Source organism: Arthrobacter sp. K4-10C (assembly GCF_059090085.1).
Window position 1 is genome coordinate 1 of record NZ_JBNHFI010000008.1, and the last position, 16205, is coordinate 16205.

Annotated in this window: 11 protein-coding genes, 1 rRNA gene and 3 pseudogenes; 8 read left to right on the forward strand and 7 right to left on the reverse strand. The window is 64.1% G+C overall.

The genetic code is table 11. The features are described from left to right. The 7 genes and pseudogenes from rrf to AC5RUU_RS12240 form a co-directional block, all read left to right on the forward strand. A 5S ribosomal RNA gene (gene rrf, locus AC5RUU_RS12210) occupies nucleotides 1–96 on the forward strand; the annotation flags it as partial. Between the two features lie 164 nt (nucleotides 97–260). Continuing rightward, nucleotides 261–458, forward strand: coding sequence for a hypothetical protein (locus AC5RUU_RS12215; protein ID WP_493975478.1), 198 nt, complete (start codon nucleotides 261–263; stop codon nucleotides 456–458). Nucleotides 459–528: 70 nt separating this feature from the next. Then, nucleotides 529–816, forward strand: a complete 288-nt coding sequence (locus tag AC5RUU_RS12220; RefSeq protein WP_009358243.1) for an HU family DNA-binding protein — start codon at nucleotides 529–531, stop codon at nucleotides 814–816. 141 nt (nucleotides 817–957) lie between these two features. Further along, complete coding sequence (locus AC5RUU_RS12225; RefSeq protein ID WP_493975698.1) at nucleotides 958–3123, forward strand: bifunctional copper resistance protein CopD/cytochrome c oxidase assembly protein; 2166 nt, start codon at nucleotides 958–960, stop codon at nucleotides 3121–3123. Beyond that, nucleotides 3123–5144, forward strand: coding sequence for an NHL domain-containing thioredoxin family protein (locus AC5RUU_RS12230; RefSeq protein ID WP_493975479.1), 2022 nt, complete (start codon nucleotides 3123–3125; stop codon nucleotides 5142–5144). Before AC5RUU_RS12225 ends, AC5RUU_RS12230 begins: the two co-directional genes overlap by 1 nt. A gap of 180 nt (nucleotides 5145–5324) precedes the next feature. After that, nucleotides 5325–5456 (forward strand): annotated as a pseudogene (locus AC5RUU_RS12235) (type IV toxin-antitoxin system AbiEi family antitoxin domain-containing protein); the annotation flags it as partial. Between the two features lie 363 nt (nucleotides 5457–5819). Then, nucleotides 5820–6206: an endonuclease domain-containing protein gene (locus tag AC5RUU_RS12240; RefSeq protein WP_493975699.1), complete on the forward strand. Its 387-nt coding sequence runs from the start codon at nucleotides 5820–5822 to the stop codon at nucleotides 6204–6206. Between the two features lie 47 nt (nucleotides 6207–6253). Here the strand turns inward: AC5RUU_RS12240 and AC5RUU_RS12245 are convergent, their stop codons facing one another. From AC5RUU_RS12245 to AC5RUU_RS12270, 6 genes and pseudogenes are all read right to left on the reverse strand, one after another. Continuing rightward, entirely contained in the window at nucleotides 6254–7246 is a 993-nt protein-coding gene (locus AC5RUU_RS12245) for a hypothetical protein (RefSeq protein WP_493975480.1), read from the reverse strand. A gap of 135 nt (nucleotides 7247–7381) precedes the next feature. Further along, nucleotides 7382–9088, reverse strand: coding sequence for a helicase HerA-like domain-containing protein (locus AC5RUU_RS12250; RefSeq protein ID WP_493975481.1), 1707 nt, complete (start codon nucleotides 9086–9088; stop codon nucleotides 7382–7384). Nucleotides 9089–9136: 48 nt separating this feature from the next. Beyond that, nucleotides 9137–9613, reverse strand: coding sequence for a GNAT family N-acetyltransferase (locus AC5RUU_RS12255; RefSeq protein WP_493975482.1), 477 nt, complete (start codon nucleotides 9611–9613; stop codon nucleotides 9137–9139). A gap of 261 nt (nucleotides 9614–9874) precedes the next feature. Continuing rightward, on the reverse strand, nucleotides 9875–11512 hold the full coding sequence (locus tag AC5RUU_RS12260) for a M48 family metalloprotease (RefSeq protein WP_493975483.1): 1638 nt from the start codon (nucleotides 11510–11512) through the stop codon (nucleotides 9875–9877). A gap of 338 nt (nucleotides 11513–11850) precedes the next feature. Beyond that, nucleotides 11851–12192 (reverse strand): annotated as a pseudogene (locus AC5RUU_RS12265) (recombinase family protein); the annotation flags it as partial. Between the two features lie 81 nt (nucleotides 12193–12273). Beyond that, a pseudogene (locus AC5RUU_RS12270) lies at nucleotides 12274–12814 on the reverse strand (transporter substrate-binding domain-containing protein); the annotation flags it as partial. Nucleotides 12815–12990: 176 nt separating this feature from the next. Here AC5RUU_RS12270 and AC5RUU_RS12275 point away from each other — a divergent pair. Then, nucleotides 12991–15327, forward strand: coding sequence for a coiled-coil domain-containing protein (locus AC5RUU_RS12275; protein WP_493975484.1), 2337 nt, complete (start codon nucleotides 12991–12993; stop codon nucleotides 15325–15327). A gap of 94 nt (nucleotides 15328–15421) precedes the next feature. Here AC5RUU_RS12275 and AC5RUU_RS12280 read toward each other — a convergent pair whose 3' ends face one another. After that, on the reverse strand, nucleotides 15422–16120 hold the full coding sequence (locus AC5RUU_RS12280; protein WP_493975485.1) for a type 1 glutamine amidotransferase domain-containing protein: 699 nt from the start codon (nucleotides 16118–16120) through the stop codon (nucleotides 15422–15424). Nucleotides 16121–16205: the final 85 nt, after the last annotated feature.

A 16205-nucleotide genomic window follows, 5' to 3' on the forward strand; every position in this document is an offset into this window, starting at 1 on the left:
GAAACGCCCGGTCCCATTCCGAACCCGGAAGCTAAGACCCACAGCGCCGATGGTACTGCACCCGGGAGGGTGTGGGAGAGTAGGACACCGCCGGACAACACATCACGGTCGAGGCCCCAACCACACGGTTGGGGCCTCCCACATTTAAAACCCACCCCCAACACCACACGCCCGCCCAACGCGAGAAAGCGTCCCCCCGAAAACCGCCAAACCTGATAGAGCGTCCAGGGGGAAACCCGCCAAACGCGAGAGAGCGTTGGGTGGGGTGGACGGATCTGAGCGGGGACAAGAGGCTTGCCGCAGGGCTGATCAAGACTGCCGGGACGGCGGCCAAAGGCGGGAATTCGGCAGGCATCGACGGGCTTATGGTGCTGAAAACCCTCAAGAATCCGGTGATTAACCTCAAAAAGTCGCGGAAACACGCGGAATTTGCGGTCCTCCACCGCCCAAGCTGGTAAGTTTTCGAACAGTGGCTTGTGCGCATGCCGCGTACAGGCTCCAGAATCATGACCGTCCAGGAGGACATAAATGGCTAAGAACCGTAGTGAACTTGTTGCAGAGGTAGCGGGCAAGGCCGGCACCAGCCAGGCAGCCGTCAACTCCGTCCTCGACGCACTGTTCGAGGTTTTCGAGACTTCTGTCGCCGCGGGCGAGAAGATCACCATCCCGGGCTGGCTCGCCGTCGAGCGCACCGACCGTGCAGCACGCACCGGCCGCAACCCGCAGACGGGCGAGACCATCCAGATTGCAGCAGGCCACAGCGTCAAGCTGACCGCCGGCTCCAAGCTGAAGGCTGCGGTCTCCAACAAGAAGTAAAGCTTCTTCCTCCCGGCCCGTCACCGTCGTGAACGGACCGGCTCGGAAAAGGGGCGGCAACCATCCGGTTGCCGCCCCTTTTGCTATCAAGCCCCGGTGATCAGCGGATTCGCGGCCCGGGCGGGCGTAGCGGACAATGGAATGGTGTCTTCTGCCGCAAAATCCCAATCCACCGCACCCCTGCCCGCCGGCAAAGGCACAAGGGGTCAGGGCAGCGGCGCCCTGGGCATCTCCACGCCATGGCAGCTCGCGGGACTGGCAACCCTGTTCCTGGGCCTGGCAGCGGCACTGATCTTTTCCGGTGCGGCCGCGACCCGCGGCGTGGCCGATCCCGGCGCTTTGGTGCGCTGGGGACTCCCTGTCAGCAAGGCCATCCACAACGTATCCCTGGCGACGGTTATCGGCGGCCTGATCTTCGCCGTCGTCATTCTGCCGAAAAGCCTGGCACCCCGCAGCAGGGCCAAGACCGATGGCAGCGAAGGGCCGGAACATCCCGCCTTCAGCAGGGCGCTGGCCGCAGCAGCTGCCGCCGGTGCTGCCTGGACGCTGTCGGCAATCGCAGTGTTGGTCCTCACCTACGCTGACGTAGCGGGGCAGGGGCTCTCTGGTGATCCCGAGTTCACGCAGGCCCTCGTGTACTTCATGACAGACATCGAGACCGGCCGCGCCTGGCTGACCGTCACGATCATCGCGGCGGTGGTCACCACAGCACTGTTCGGTGTCAGATCGCTTGGCGGCCTGGCGCTCACCCTGATCCTGGCTTTCATAGGACTCGTGCCCACGGCCCTGATCGGACACTCCTCAAGCTCTTCGGACCATGAGGGTGCAATCAACTCCCTGGGCCTGCACCTGGTGGGTGTCAGCATTTGGGTGGGCGGCATTATCCTGCTGGCCCTGCTCTCCGGGATCCTGACGGGATCCAAGGCAGGGTCCAAGGCAGGATCCGCCGCAGACATCACCGAGGCCACACTCAAAAGGTTCTCCAGCCTCGCGGGATTCGCCTTCGTGCTGGTGTTAGCCTCCGGTGTCATCAATGCCAGCATCCGCATCACCAACTGGGCTGACCTCTTTGGCTCCGCCTACGGGCAGCTGATCCTGGCCAAGACTGCCGCCACCGTGGTGCTCGGCGGGATCGGCTTCATGCACCGCCAGTGGGTGATCCCGCAGCTGGGCCGCAAGGGTTCCGCCATGTCATCCCGGCGGGTCCTCTGGCAGCTGGTCCTCGCGGAACTGCTGGTGATGGGCGCAACGTCCGGAGTCGCCGTGGCCCTAAGCCGTTCGGCCCCGCCACAGCCAACCACGTACGCGCCCGACGCCTCGCCCGCTTTCATCCTGACCGGCTACGAATTACCGCCCGAGCTCACGCAGGAACGCTGGCTGACCGAATGGCGGCTGGACTGGCTGTGGATCGCCGTCGCCGTGTTTGGGCTGGTGTCCTACGTCCTTGGCGTGCTGAAGGTCCACCGCCGGGGTGACTCGTGGCAGTGGTTCCGGTCCGTGAACTGGGTGATCGGCCTGCTGGTGCTGACCTATATCACCTCCGGTCCGCCGTCGGTCTATGGCCGCATCCTGTTCTCCGCGCACATGGTGGACCATATGGCACTGACCATGGTGGCCCCCATCTTCCTGGTGCTGGGCGCCCCGGTCACCCTTGCACTCCGCGCGTTGCAGCCCCGCGGCGACGGTTCGCGGGGAGCACGGGAGTGGATCCTGGTCTTCGTGCACTCGAAGTTCTCCCAGGTGGTCACGCACCCGCTTTTCGCGGCGGCCAACTTTGCCGGCTCGATCGTGCTGTTCTATTACTCGGACCTGTTTGGCTTCGCGATGCGCGAGCATGTGGGCCACGAGCTGATGAACCTGCACTTCCTGCTGACCGGTTACATTTTCGTGCTCAGCATGATCGGCACGGACCCGCTGCCCCGCAGGGCGCCCTACCCCCTTAGGTTGGTTCTGCTGCTGGCCACCATGGGCTTCCACGCGTTCTTCGGCGTCGCCATCATGGGCGGCACCAACCTCCTGGCCGCCGACTACTTCGGCAACCTGGGCCGGGACTGGGGCCAGTCCGCGCTGGCCGACCAGCAGATCGGCGGAGCAGTGGCCTGGGGCATCGGGGAGGTGCCCACCCTCCTGGTGGCCATCGGCGTCGCCATCATGTGGTCCCGTTCCGACGCGCGCGAAACCAAGCGGGTGGACCGGGCAGCCGACAGGAATAACGACGCCGATCTCACCGCTTACAACGATATGTTTGCCAAGTTGGCCGAACGCGACGCCAAGCTGGCTGAACGCAACAAGCTGGAAGGACGCTGATGAGCGAAACCGTACGCAACCACGCCCGGGTCCGCGCCTCTGAACTGGTGGGCCGCAACTGGTTGAACACCGGCGGCAAAACACTGGACCTTGAGGCCCTCCGCGGCAAGATCGTGCTGCTGGACTTCTGGACGTTCTGCTGCATTAACTGCCTGCACGTCCTGGATGAGCTGCGCCCGCTGGAGGAGGAGTACTCGGACGTCCTGGTGACCGTCGGCGTCCACTCGCCCAAGTTCGAGCACGAGGCGGATCCAGTGGCCCTGGCCGCGGCCGTGGAGCGCTACGAGATCCACCACCCCGTCCTGGACGATCCGGAGCTGGACACCTGGAAGGCCTACACCGCCCGTGCCTGGCCCACCCTGGTGGTCATCGACCCCGAAGGCTACATCGTGGCGCACCTTTCCGGTGAGGGCCATGCGGACGGGCTGGGAGTGCTGATCCCCGAGCTCATCGCCGAACACGAGGCCAAGGGCACCCTCCACCGCGGCTCCGGCCCCTACGTGGCGCCCGAGCCCACCTCCGGCACCCTGCGGTTCCCCGGCAAAGCGCTCTTCCTTCCCGCCGGCCGCGGTTCCGGTGCGGATGAAGCATCCGACGGCGGCGCGGCAGCAGGTGCCGCAGTAAAGGACGCTGCAGACAACGGATCCTGGTTGGTCACCGACACCGGGCACCACCGGCTGGTGGAACTCGCTACCGACTTCCGGACGGTCCTGGCCACCTTCGGCTCCGGCACCAAGGGCTACGCGGACGGCCCGGCCGCAGGCGACACGGCCACCGCACAGTTCAACGAACCCCAGGGCCTGGTCCTGCTGCCGGAAGACGTGGCAGCCAAGGTGGGTTACGACGTCGTAATTGCCGACTCCGTCAACCACCGCCTGCGCGGGCTGTCCCTCACGGACGGCAAGGCCTCCACGCTGGCCGGGAACGGCGTCCAGCGGCTGCTGGAGACAGGTCCGGCGCGCGTGGACGAGGACGCTGCCGGCTTCACCGGCCGGCTAAGCGAGCATCCCCTCGAGGTTTCGCTGAGCTCTCCGTGGGATCTGGTGTGGTCGCGCAAGCTGAATGCCGTGGTGATCGCCATGGCCGGCACCCACCAGATCTTCAGCTTCGACCCCGTATCCGGCGAAGTGGACATTATTGCCGGCAACGGCCTGGAGGGGCTCCTGGACGGTCCCGCCCACGAGGCCTGGTTTGCGCAGCCCTCCGGCGTGGCCGAGGACGCCGACGGCAGCATCTGGGTGGCTGACTCGGAGACGTCGGCGCTCCGCAAGCTGGTTATCGGCGACGATGGCACCGTTACCGTGGAGTCCGCCGTCGGTAAGGGCCTGTTCGACTTCGGCTTCCGCGACGGCCCGGCGGCCGAGGCACGCCTGCAGCACCCGCTGGGCGTGACAGTCCTCCCCGACGGCTCCGTGGCCATCGCGGATACGTACAACGGAGCTGTGCGCCGCTACGACCCTGCGGCCGGGACCGTCTCGACCCTGGCCCGCGGCCTCGCCGAGCCGTCGGACGTGATTGTGGACCACACCCAGTCCGCCGGTTCGGAGCCGCTGCTGGTAGTGGTGGAGGCCAACCAGCACCAACTGGTGTACGTCCCCATTCCCAAGGAAGCGCAGCAGGTGGACGAGGGCGCATCCCAGACCCACCGGCCCAAGAGTCCGGTGGCGCCGGGCCCGCTGGAGCTGACGGTCCGATTTACCGCCCCCACCGGGCAGAAGCTGGACGACCGCTGGGGCGATCCCACGCAGATGAAGATCTCCTCCACCCCGCCGGAGCTCCTGGTGTCCGGCGGGGGGACGTCGGTGGGCCTGCTCCGCACCGTGGAGCTCTCGTCGGAGGTTCCGGAGGGCGTGCTGCACATTACCGCCCGCGCTGCTGCCTGCGACGGCCCCGAAACCGAGGACGGCGAGATCCCGGACCACGCAGCCTGCCACCTTTACCAGCAGGACTGGGGCATCCCGGTGGTCCTGCAGAGTGACGGGGATACTGAGCTGGTACTCGACCTTCGCGGCATGGACTGACGCGCCGGCCTCGGTGCTGAACTGGCCCGGTTCTCGACCCTTGAAGGTTGGGAACCGGGCCAGTTCTGCTTCTCACGCCGTCAAAAGTGGGCCAGTCAGGAGCCGAGCCGGAGGCTGACTTGTGCACATAACCCGGTTCCTGACTGTCTGCAACCGGGGGTTGCGGTCCACTCTGGCCTAATGGACCCGGCAGACATCCTCAAATCGGGCGGAGGCGTGCTGCTGACCCGGGATGTGCTGGCCGCAGGTGCAACCGATACAGGCCTTCGCCGGGCAATACGGAGCGGCGAAGTTGTCCGACTGGAGCGAGGGCTGCTGGCCGTTGCCGGCGCTGACCCGGAGTTCGTGGCCGCAGGGCGCGCCCGGGGTCTCCTCACATGCGTGTCCGCAGCCCCGGCATACGGGCTCTGGCAGCTTCGCCCGCCTGCGGTGCCCCACTATTGGCAAAGTAACGGACGACATGTCCTCGGCTGTGTCAGCCATCGTCTTGCACTGACACAGCCAACCCGCCACGGCACTCTCGCAGCTCTTCCTGATGTACTGCTGCATGCGCTGCTCTGCCTGCCGGAACTTGAATCTCTGGTCATGGTGGAATGTGCCTACAACCGAGGGGACATTGATCCGGCGTTTCTACTCCGGCATCTTCCTGGCAAACGTTGCGGCAAGGCGCGGAACGTGGTGTCCAAAATGGAGCCCGGAGCGGACTCACTCCTTGAGACGCTGGCCCGGGTGCTGTTCAGGGATGCAGGCATCGCCACCGAGACACAAGTGTGGATCGACGGGGTCGGGCGCGTGGATTTCCTCCTGGAGGGTTTCCTCATTGTGGAGATTGACGGAATTGCCTTCCACCTTGAAGCACGTCAGTTTAAGAAGGACCGCCGCAGGGATAATGCGGCAATACTGCAGGGGATGCCGGTGCTCAGGTTCTTCTACGACGACGTAGTTCATGCACCCGGGTCCGTTCTGGCGCAGGTACAGGAGGTGCTGGCCCGGGGGTCGCTCCGGTGGCCCCAACCGAACCAGCCCAGTTATCGACGCGACCCAGGCCAGGGAGCCTGGTGAGGCGTCAGGAACTCGCTTAAAACTGGGCCAGTGCGGCGCCAGCCGCCCTAGAAGCTCAGCATTGGGGTGACTTTGACTGCGTCGCCGGAGACGTCCAGGCGGGTGGTGAAGCTGAAGTCCACCTCTTCCTCCAACGGATACCAGATGCCGGTGAAGGAGTTTTGCTGGAGCGCTTCCACCTTGGCTTTGCCGTCCAGCGGGGCCACGACCCAGCGTCCGTCGAAGGGTTCGATGGAGACATTGGGGTACTCCGTGACGGTCCACTTGATGCTGCCGTCCTGGACCATGTTGTTGCTCGCGTAGTAGAACGGGCAGTCCGGCTGGAGCTTCTGTTCCTTGACGGCTTCCGCGGCGCAGCCGTCCAGGAACTCCTTGACCTTGTCCGCCACATCTTCCTTCAGCTTGCCCGTGGCCTGGGTCAGCAGGTTGAGCGGTGCCACGGGAACGTCGCGGGCTGTCACCGTGGCCCGGGTGGCGGGGGCGGAGAAGTACTCGCCGTTCAGGGCTGCCTCGTACTCACCGGGGTAGAAAACTGCGAAAGAGTTCCGGCCGTTCGGCATGTTTACCGGGACGCCGTTGACGTTGGCCTGGTTGCCGTTGACCACGGTGATGTCCAGCGTGGGCAGCCGGGTGGGGACGAAAGCCCATGTGTTGAAGAAGATCCATTCGGTGCCGGTATTTTCCAGCAGGAATTCGGTGCGGAGCCTGCTTCCGTCAATGGTGTACTCCAGCGGCACCATGACCTGGTCGCCGGGGCGTTCCTCTGGCTCGCCGACCGCCACGTTAGTGAGGCGGGATGCCGCGGTCTGCAGCCCGGTTCCGTCCAGCATGGCGGCGTTGCTTGGCGGAACGGTGGCGCGCAGCAGTCCCAGAGCCTTGCCCCCGTCACCGCTTTGGAGGGCGTCCAGATACTCGCGGACCGGCTGCTGCGGGCCTGCCACGGTGTTGTTCACCAGGTTCACGGCAACGACGGCTCCGGCCACGGCAAGCATGAGGCCCAGCAGCCATCCGGCCGCTATCCTCACCAACGCTTGACTCATCTGCACGTTCCTTACAGTAACGTTAGTGCGAACGCACACTAAAGTTGGCGTCTCCCCTCCTTGGGGCAGAAACGTGGGAAAACGTCCGACGACGGCGCCCGGCACGGTGCCAAGGGCGCCTGGGCGGCGCTTAGCTTAGCGGCGGCGGCGCCGGGACGACGTGCCGAAGACCCCCCGCAGCAGTTCACGGCCCAGCTGCGTTCCGATGGACCGCGCCATGCTCTTCAGGCCGCCACCGAGTGCGCCGCCGAGGACCCCGCCCAGATCGTCCATCACCCCGCCGCCCGCTTCCTGCCGGGATGGCCGGGGCGCATCCTGCGTCCGCTCGGGGCTGTCCCGGTGCGGAGCAGTCCTGCTGCTGGGCCTGCCCAGGATCTCCTCTTCGATGCGGCGGGCCTCGGCGTCGATATCCGTGGCGTTGGCGCCGGTGCGCGGGTCGGATGCCGGAACCGGGGGTTCGCCGGGCGCCGCAGGACCGGTGGGTGCCGCCGCCTTGCCGGTCAGCTTCTCGTAGGCTGACGGGTTGTCCACGGCGGTTCCATACTTGGGCAGCAGGGCGGAGCCGGCCACGGTACTCCGGACCAGGGCTTCATCGCTGGGGCCCATGACGGACTCGGGTGCGCGCAGCCGGGTATGGGCCACAGGCGTGGGGGCGCCTTTGTCATTCATGACGGTGATGACGGCTTCACCAATGCCGGCGGAGGTGAGGGTTTCTTCGAGGTCGTAGTCACTGACCGGAAACGTGGACACTGTGGCCTTGAGGGCCTTGGCGTCCTCCGGGGTGAAGGCCCGCAACGCGTGCTGCACGCGGTTGGCCAGCTGGCCCAGGACGTCGGCCGGGACATCCTTGGGGGTCTGGGTAACGAAGAAAATGCCCACGCCTTTGGACCGGATGAGCCGGACGGTGGTGGTGATCGCCTCCAGAAACGCCTTGGATGCGCCGTTGAACAGCAGGTGGGCCTCGTCCAGGAAGAACACGAGCTTGGGCTTGTCCAGGTCGCCGGCTTCGGGCAGGTCCTCGAAGAGGTCGGCGAGCAGCCACATCAGGAACGTGGAGAACAGCATGGGCTTGGTCTGGAGCGTGGGCAGTTCCAGGCAGGTGATCACGCCACGGCCGTCCGGGGCGGTGCGCAGCAGCTCGGCGGTATCGAACTCCGGTTCGCCGAAGAACTTCTCCAGCCCCTGGGCCTCGAGGTTCACCAGTTCCCGCAGGATCACACCGGCGGTCGCCTTGGACAACCCGCCGAGCTCCTCCAGCTGGTCCTTGCCTTCGGCGGAGGTGAGGAACTGGATCACGGCCCGAAGGTCCTTGAGGTCGATGAGCTCCAGGCCGTTCTTGTCCGCGAAATAGAACACCAGCTGCAGGCTGGACTCCTGGGTGTCATTCAATTCCATGATGCGCGAGAGCAGGATGGGGCCGAAGGACGAGACAGTGGCGCGGACCGGGACGCCGTTGCCGTCGCCGCCGAGCGCCAGGAACTCGACCGGGAACGTCCGGCCCTGCCAGAGCTGGCCGATGCTTTCGGTCCGGGCGGTGAGCTTTTCGCTGCCGGTGGCCGCCGTGGCCAGCCCGGAGAGATCGCCCTTGATGTCCGCGAGGAAAACGGGAACCCCCGCCGTGGACAGCTGTTCGGCCATCATGTGCAGCGTGACGGTCTTGCCCGTGCCGGTGGCTCCGGCCACCAGCCCGTGCCGGTTCATCATGGCCAGCGGCAGCCGCACCGGGGCGTCCTTGCGGAGCCCGCCGTCGATGATGGCGGCCCCCAGTTCGATGGTGGCGCCCTCCAGCGTGTAGCCCTTCTGGATGGTGGCAAGCTTCTCTGCTGTGGTTTTCTTGGCCATGGCGCTAGCTTAGCGGCGGCCGGTGCCGGAGCGGCGGTACCGGGAAGGTCAGTTCTGCGACGCCGCGGGAAGGTCCTTGGTGAACGCCAGGATGCCCACGGCCTCCGGGTCGGCATGCACATCGAACTGCGGCTGGTAGCCGGTGCGGAGGTAGAGGTTCTTCGCTTCGGGCTGCCGCGGGCCGGTGGTGAGGTAGATCCGGGTGTATCCGCGCCGGCCGGCCAGGGCCTCCAGCTCTGCGAGCACCAGCCGGGCAAGGCCACGACGGCGGTGTCCCGAGTGCGTCCAGATCCGTTTCAGTTCGGCGGTGGTCGCGTCATACCGGCGGAACGCCCCGCCCGCGATCGATTCCCCGTCCTCCTGGATCACCAGGAGCGCACGGCCTGGTCCTGCGAATTCCTCAGCCGGATACCGGTTCAGCTCTTCTGCGGCAGCTTTGCGGCCGAAAAGGTCGCCGTAACGGGTGTCGTACTCGACGGCGAGTTGGTCCAGCAGAAAGACAGCGCATCCAATGGAAACAATCATGAAAAACCTTGGAGCGGGTACTTCGCAGCGTCGCCGCTATCGTTGCCGCAGGCGCCCTGTCACTTCAGGCATTAGCGATGCCTCGGCTCTAAGCCTCCAAGAGGATGGCAGGATCAACTTTATTGCAGCCGGATCTAGCAGCCCAGGAGAGTGCATCAGTATTGTTTTTGCTGCCCGCTGACCAGACTATTCCTGCCTTACGTCACCCGAGAGGGCGTAGCTTGATGACGGTCGGCGCTCGGCGTCCCGTCGGAATCAACTCTAGGATCCCTGAGTTACCAGAGCTTCCCAGACTGCGTACATGCGGGAGTAAGCCAGGGAGTTGCTGGTGCAGATGCCTAGCACATGTGATTCGCCCAGCAGTGAGTTCACGGTGGAGGTCCACACGAAGACGATTGCTCCGGCTTGATTTTCGTAGCACGAGAGCTCCCGAACGCCATGACTGGTGCTCATGTTGTAGCTTAGGCCAGACGCGCGAATGCTGCAGTCGGATCCGGGCAGGCTACCAGGGACCGTGAAAGCGTAGGCAGATCCCATATCCGCCGCTGATTCGTATTCTATGTAGACTAATGAATCCAAATTTTCGGAGGTGCATTCCAGCGCCAGGCGAGCCCCCTGACTGAATCCCGATTCCACGGACACGTCCCGGCATGGTTCCACTTCGTCTGGGATGGTTCCAAGCAGCGAATACCGGGACCAGAGGTCCGGTGGCTCGGACGCTTTAGGTTCCGCTGGCGTCGGACTGGGTTCAGGTTCCGGTTGTGGCGACGGCGTTGGGGTTGGTTCCATCGCTGCGATGATTTCTGACCGCCACTGCCCCATACCCACTCCAAGCAGGACGAGAACAACGGCAGTTATCAGTGCTGCCACCGACGTCATCAGACCATGCCGACGCGAAGGACTCCTACGGTGAAGCGATGTTTCGTTCACTGCAGTGAGAAGCTCGCGTGTAGGGTCCTCGAACGAATCCAGATAAGTCTTGGTTTCTTTCGGGAAATTCTCAGCCATGAAGGCGAGGAGATTCAGATATCGGTTGGTCAAGTGAGGCGAGGTCGAACTTAACTGCTCCAGCCTCGGAAGAAGACGTTTCCGGACCTCGAGCGCCTGGTTCAGCACGCCTTCCAACAAGACGTTGGAAGCAAGCTCCTTACCCACCATCAGACGGTGCATCATCGCCAAGGACGCCGACACGCTGCCGCAGCAGGCAGCGCCGATTTGATCCCCGGTGTAGACGGTCGCCCTGAAGTAGGGGGCGAGGAATGGATTGAGGACCTTCAGCTTGGTTTCAAACTCAAGTAAAACGCTGAGCAGAATGAATTGCTGGTGCCGTGCCTTCAATGCTCCGAAGATCGACCCTAGGAGAAACTCCAATTGCGCATGGTTTTCCTCCGTCTGAAGGTCCGCGACGGTCCCCGCCTTAAGGATAAGGATGCGGGTTCCCATGAAGGTGGCCAGGACGACCGGATCGGTCGCGAAGTCCGAGACGTAAATGTCGACGCGACGCATGTAGCCCACACGATCCCGAACTGTATCCACTACCTCTTGCAATTCAGGAAGGGATTCATAGGACACGAGAAGATGGTTGCCCAGCATTCTTGCCCGTCCGACCATCAAGAGCAGCCAAATAGACGCGATCGCCAGCACTAGGAGAACCATGCCTAGGACGAAAAGGACTAAAGGCTGGGTGGAGTACACAATGATGGCGAATAACACGAGAGCGCCCAAGGCGATGACGGCTGCGGTTACGGCCAGTATCAGTCTGCTGTACTCCGCAGGGTGTCTGAGCGCACTGATATCCAAGGGAAAGCCCTGGTTCTCTTCAGGTGAGTGTTCTGGCGCCGGCTGATACGTCGTGCTATCAGGTTGTCGGGGCGTGTTCACGGCTTCATCTCGTCTCACCCGACCCGCCCCCTTTCAAAAGGCTGTCCGCGGCGCTTCTTTCGTTCTGGTCGATTCTGCTGGTTCGAGCTTGAGGAGAGCCGGTTTGAGCTCCCAGGACAGCCGGTTTGCTCCGCACCCTTCCTGGGACAGAATTAACACCGAGGGTGTTACTGGGCCGTTATTGCGGCCTAAATAAGATCTGCTGCCCTGCCGGTCCACTTCCGCGACCGACCACGCGCCGAAGTCGGTGCGTGGAGGACCGGCTATTTGAGTTAGGAAAGAGAGCAGACACTGGTCCCGGACTAGAAGAGTGCGGTACCAATGAAACACTGCACAGTCATGGCGTACCGAGGGCCGGCGTTGCTTTCCCCCTGGCGTTCCCTGATAAGGGAGCGTTCGAATTCGGCGAAGGCACCCATGTCGGAGAGCAGGAGGTTGGCCATGGGGGAGTCCTCGCCGGTGAAGACGAGCTGCTCTTTGACGAACTCCACCCGCACGCCTTTGGGCGTGAGGCCTTGGACAAGGGCGCGCAGGTCATCGAGGTTGAGGGCAAGCCGGTGCTCCGCGTCGCACGACCATGCTGAATCGCGCGTACCCTGCTCAACCCGCCCCTCAAGGGGTGGGGCCAAGCCCGGAACATTAGTTCCGGCGGAGGCACTGAATGAGGGCGAATGCTGCCTGGTCTGAAGCAACGGCATCGAGCATCAGCACGTTGGGAATGCCACCCTGAAGGTCGGCATGACCCTGCGCGGGGTTTAGGTGAAGAATCTCGCCGATATTGGAGCCGCTCTTCGCGTAGAAGCCGAGCAGATCGTTCCGGTAGGTGGCGAAGTCGAACTTCTCCTTGCGGGCCTCGGTAACGGTGACATTGGACAGCACAGCCTCGTACTTCGACGACTCGACGCCCAGCGGCCAGTCAGCCCACGCCACGGGCAGGACCTCCACCTCCAGCCCCAGCGTCCCGCCCACGGCGTAGGCGAGGTCAACCTCGTTGCCAATGAGTGTCTTGTTGTCCGTGGCGAACATACTGAGCGGCGCCGTGCCGCCGGTGGTCACCACTGTCAGCTTGCCGTCCGCCTTGATGGCGTCGGTCACCAGCGCGGCTGCATCCGGGTCTGCCTGGACTTTGATGCGGTCCTGCTCGGGGGACAGGCTGAATGCCTTCCCGCCAGCGGCGGCGGGGGATGACGACGGCGGTGCTGTCGCCGCCGTCGCGCCCGGATCAGCGCAGGCAGCCAGCCCCAGCAGCGCTGCGGCCAATGCCGCGACGGTTGCCGGTTTCCTTGTGATAGCGGTTAACCGAGCGACCGCGGCGGTCATATTCGAGGCCGTGCCGCGGCCGACACCAAGTAGTGTGCGGCGTCGGCCGCCGAGGAAAACGAGTACTCAGTGGGCAAAGACAGGTGGCGGATTACGCGTGTTCTCCACCCAGGGCGCAACTTACCGTTGATCCAGCAGCGGCCGCGATGGGCCGCTTATCGGTCTCAGGAGCTCACATGCGCACTTCCCCGTCAAAGCCGGTCCTCTCGCGGCGCCTTGCTGCCGCGGTTGTCTTGCCGGGCCTGCTGACCGGCAGCCTGGTCCTGGCCCAGCCCGCATCCGCCGCAGGAACCACATCGAATTCCAGCATCTGCAACGGCGTGGTGAACCAGCTGGCCCATCGTGGAACTGTCCAGGAGAACCTTCTGAGGTCAGCGGCGAAAAGGAACGCGGACGCCATCGCGGTGCTGCAGGCCGAGAAGGCAAGGCTCGAAAGCCAGGCAAAAACCTTGTCCGGACAGGTGACGGAAGCCCAGGCCTTGCTCGACAGCCTTGAAGCTGAGGAAAAGCGGCTGGAGGCTGCCATCACCACCGCAACAACCGAGCTGGCCGGGCTGACCACGAAAGTCGAGCTCGCGGCGGCTGCCGAAACCGATACAAAGACTGCCCTTGCCGCCCTGGAGATCCAGAAGGCAGAAGTAGTGAGCAAACTGGCACCGTTGGAGGAGGACCTTGCAGCGGCCCTGGCGGCGTCGCAAGCCCTGCAGGGCGACGCAGCTAAGTTGGTTGCAGACCAACAGGCCAACACTGCGGCGATTGCCTGGGCCCAGGGTGAACTTGATGCTTTGCAGCAGGCTGAGGAAAAGGCAGCGACCGATTTGTCTGCCAAGGGAGCGGAAATCAAAGCTGTTGAGGACCAGCTGGCAGTCCTGGTGGGGGAGGCAGAGGAAGCTGCAGACGCCGTCGTCGCGGCCCGGCAGGAAGTCGCGAACGCCGAAGAAGAACTCGCGTCTCTGGAAGCGGCCGGTACCACTGCAGATCAAGCCCTGAGGGACCAGAAGGACAAGATTGCCACAGCCACGGAGATGCTGACCGGGCTGGAAGCGCAAGCGGAGGCCGCGGACGCGGCTGTTAATGACAAGTTGGCCCATATCACCGCCACCCAGGGCGAACTGACGGCCCTGCAATCCGCTGCCGCCGATACGAAAGCCGCCGTCGATGCCAAGAACGCCGCGATTGCGGCCGCACAACTCGAGCTTGCCACCTTGCAGGCGACTGCGGCGGCGGCAGCAAAGGCAGTGGATGACAACAACGCGAAGATCAAAGCGGTCAGCGCAGGGATCGCCACCCTTCAGGGACAAATCACTACCTTGAACGCCAGTGTTGCGGCCAAGCAAAACCAATTGACGCAGGCGCAGTCCGAACTCGCCGTGCTCGTAAAAAACAAGTCTGACCTCGAAGGCAGAATCGCGACACTCCAAAAGGATATTGACGCGATCAAGGGCAATTCCAGCAAAAAGCGGGAGCTGCAGGCCCAGCTGGCCGTAATGGAGGGGGACCTCGCCTCCTTCAACACGCAGATCACCGACAAGGACACCCTGATAGGGGGGCTTTCGGGTGACCTGAAGATTCTGACTGACAAGGTGGCGGCGCTTAACACACAGCTGGTCACCAAACAGCAGGAAAGCAGCTCGTTGCAGCAGAATGTCGCACCGCTCCAGGCAGCCCTCACGGCAGCCAACTCCGCAGTTACGGTTCAGCAGGCCGACATCGACCTGCTGAAGTCCCAGGTGCCTTTGCTGCAGGACGCCGTGAATGCGGCGCACGCCAAGGTTGCCACCAAGCAGATGGAGCTGATGGCCCTTGAGGGCCATCTCCCGGCATTGGAACGGTCTGCATTGGAGGCGGCCGCCGCAGTCACCGCCCAGGAGCAGGTCGTATCGGACCTGGAAGCTGCCCTTCCTCCGCTGATCGCGGGCGCGGAGAAAGCGCAGCAGGACATTATCGATCAGCGCGCGGAACTGGATGCAAGGAGAGACACCCTAGGCCAGGCTGAAGATGACCTCACCGCGGCCAACGCGGCTGTAGAGGCCAAGAAGTCCGAGATTTCAATGCTGAAGGACGAATATTCAGGCCTTCAGGCAGCCCTGGACGATGCAACCGAGGCCGCCGCGTCCAAAGAGGTTGAGGTGGCTGCCCTGAACACTCTTGCCGAGGGCCTTGTCTCACAAATCACCGCCATCAATGCCAAGATCACCGCCAAGGAGGACGAGATTCTGTCCCTGCAGGAACGGGTTGCCCCACTGGCTGACCAGCTCGCAAAGCTCAACGGCGACATCAGCGCCGCTGAAGCCAACTTGGCAGCCCTGCAGTCACAGCTGACAGCCCTGGACAAGCAGGTAACCGATGCCCAGGCAACGCTGCGGACACTCGAAGGCCAAAAGAAGGCCAACAAGGAAGCAATCACTGCGCAGAAGGCGATGGTCAACGGGCTGGTCGCCAAGCTGGGTGAGGTCCAAAAGCAGATCGCGGCGATCGACGGAACCATCGCACTCGGAGGCTGCACCGTCTAGACCGCGAAGGCCGGCGCCCAACGACGTGCGCCGCAGCGAAGGGGCACGGCCACCACGGCCGTGCCCCTTCGTGTATCAGCCCACGCGTAAGGCGTCAGCCCAGGGCCTTGATGACTTCCTTGGCTACGTCCTCGCTGGACTGCGGGTTCTGGCCGGTGATGAGGTTGCCGTCGCGCATCACGTGGGAGCTCCAGGCCGGTCCGTTCTCCACCACGGCGCCCTTCTCCTTCAGCACATCCTCCACCAGCCACGGCGTGTTTTCGCCGGTGCCGCCGCCCAACTCCTCTTCGTTGCTGAACACGGTGAGCCGGCGGCCCCTGAAAGTGAACGAGCCGCCGTCGTCCGTTGCGCTCAGCAGCCCGGCGGGACCGTGGCAGAACGGCGCGATGACCTTTCCTGCCTTGTCCGCGGCCGCCAGGAGCCTTCCCAGGTCCCCGTCCTGGTACAGGTCGGCCATGGGCCCGTGCCCGCCGGGCATCACCACGGCGTCATAGGCGGCAACGTCGACGTCGGCCAGCACCAGCGGTTCCGTCAGTTCGCCGTCGATGGAAGCCAGGTAGTCCCTCAAACTTTTCGCCCGCTCCTCACCGCCGGCCGCTTCGGCAGCCAGGCTGACCCGGTCCACCGTGGGTTTGCGGCCATCGGGAGTGGCGATGGCGACGCTATGGCCGGCGTCGATCAGGGTCCGGTGGGCGACCACCAGTTCCTCCGCCCAGTAACCGGTGGAGTGCTGACTTCCGTCCTTCATGGTGAGCGAATCTGCTGCTGAAACAACCATCAGAATGTTTGCCACGGTGTTGCTCCTGTCTTTGCCGGATAGGTACACAGGGGCGGCAACCTCATCAGTGTGCTGAGTATTCCGGCGCAGGCCGAAATAA

Excerpts from the sequence above, each read along its gene's own strand:
- AC5RUU_RS12220 (WP_009358243.1), top strand. The coding sequence starts at position 529 with ATGGCTAAGAACCGTAGTGAACTTGTTGCAGAGGTAGCGGGCAAGGCC.
- AC5RUU_RS12225 (WP_493975698.1), top strand. The coding sequence starts at position 958 with ATGGTGTCTTCTGCCGCAAAATCCCAATCCACCGCACCCCTGCCCGCC.
- AC5RUU_RS12230 (WP_493975479.1), top strand. The coding sequence starts at position 3,123 with ATGAGCGAAACCGTACGCAACCACGCCCGGGTCCGCGCCTCTGAACTG.
- AC5RUU_RS12245 (WP_493975480.1), bottom strand. The coding sequence starts at position 7,246 with ATGAGTCAAGCGTTGGTGAGGATAGCGGCCGGATGGCTGCTGGGCCTC.
- AC5RUU_RS12250 (WP_493975481.1), bottom strand. The coding sequence starts at position 9,088 with ATGGCCAAGAAAACCACAGCAGAGAAGCTTGCCACCATCCAGAAGGGC.
- AC5RUU_RS12255 (WP_493975482.1), bottom strand. The coding sequence starts at position 9,613 with ATGATTGTTTCCATTGGATGCGCTGTCTTTCTGCTGGACCAACTCGCC.
- AC5RUU_RS12275 (WP_493975484.1), top strand. The coding sequence starts at position 12,991 with ATGCGCACTTCCCCGTCAAAGCCGGTCCTCTCGCGGCGCCTTGCTGCC.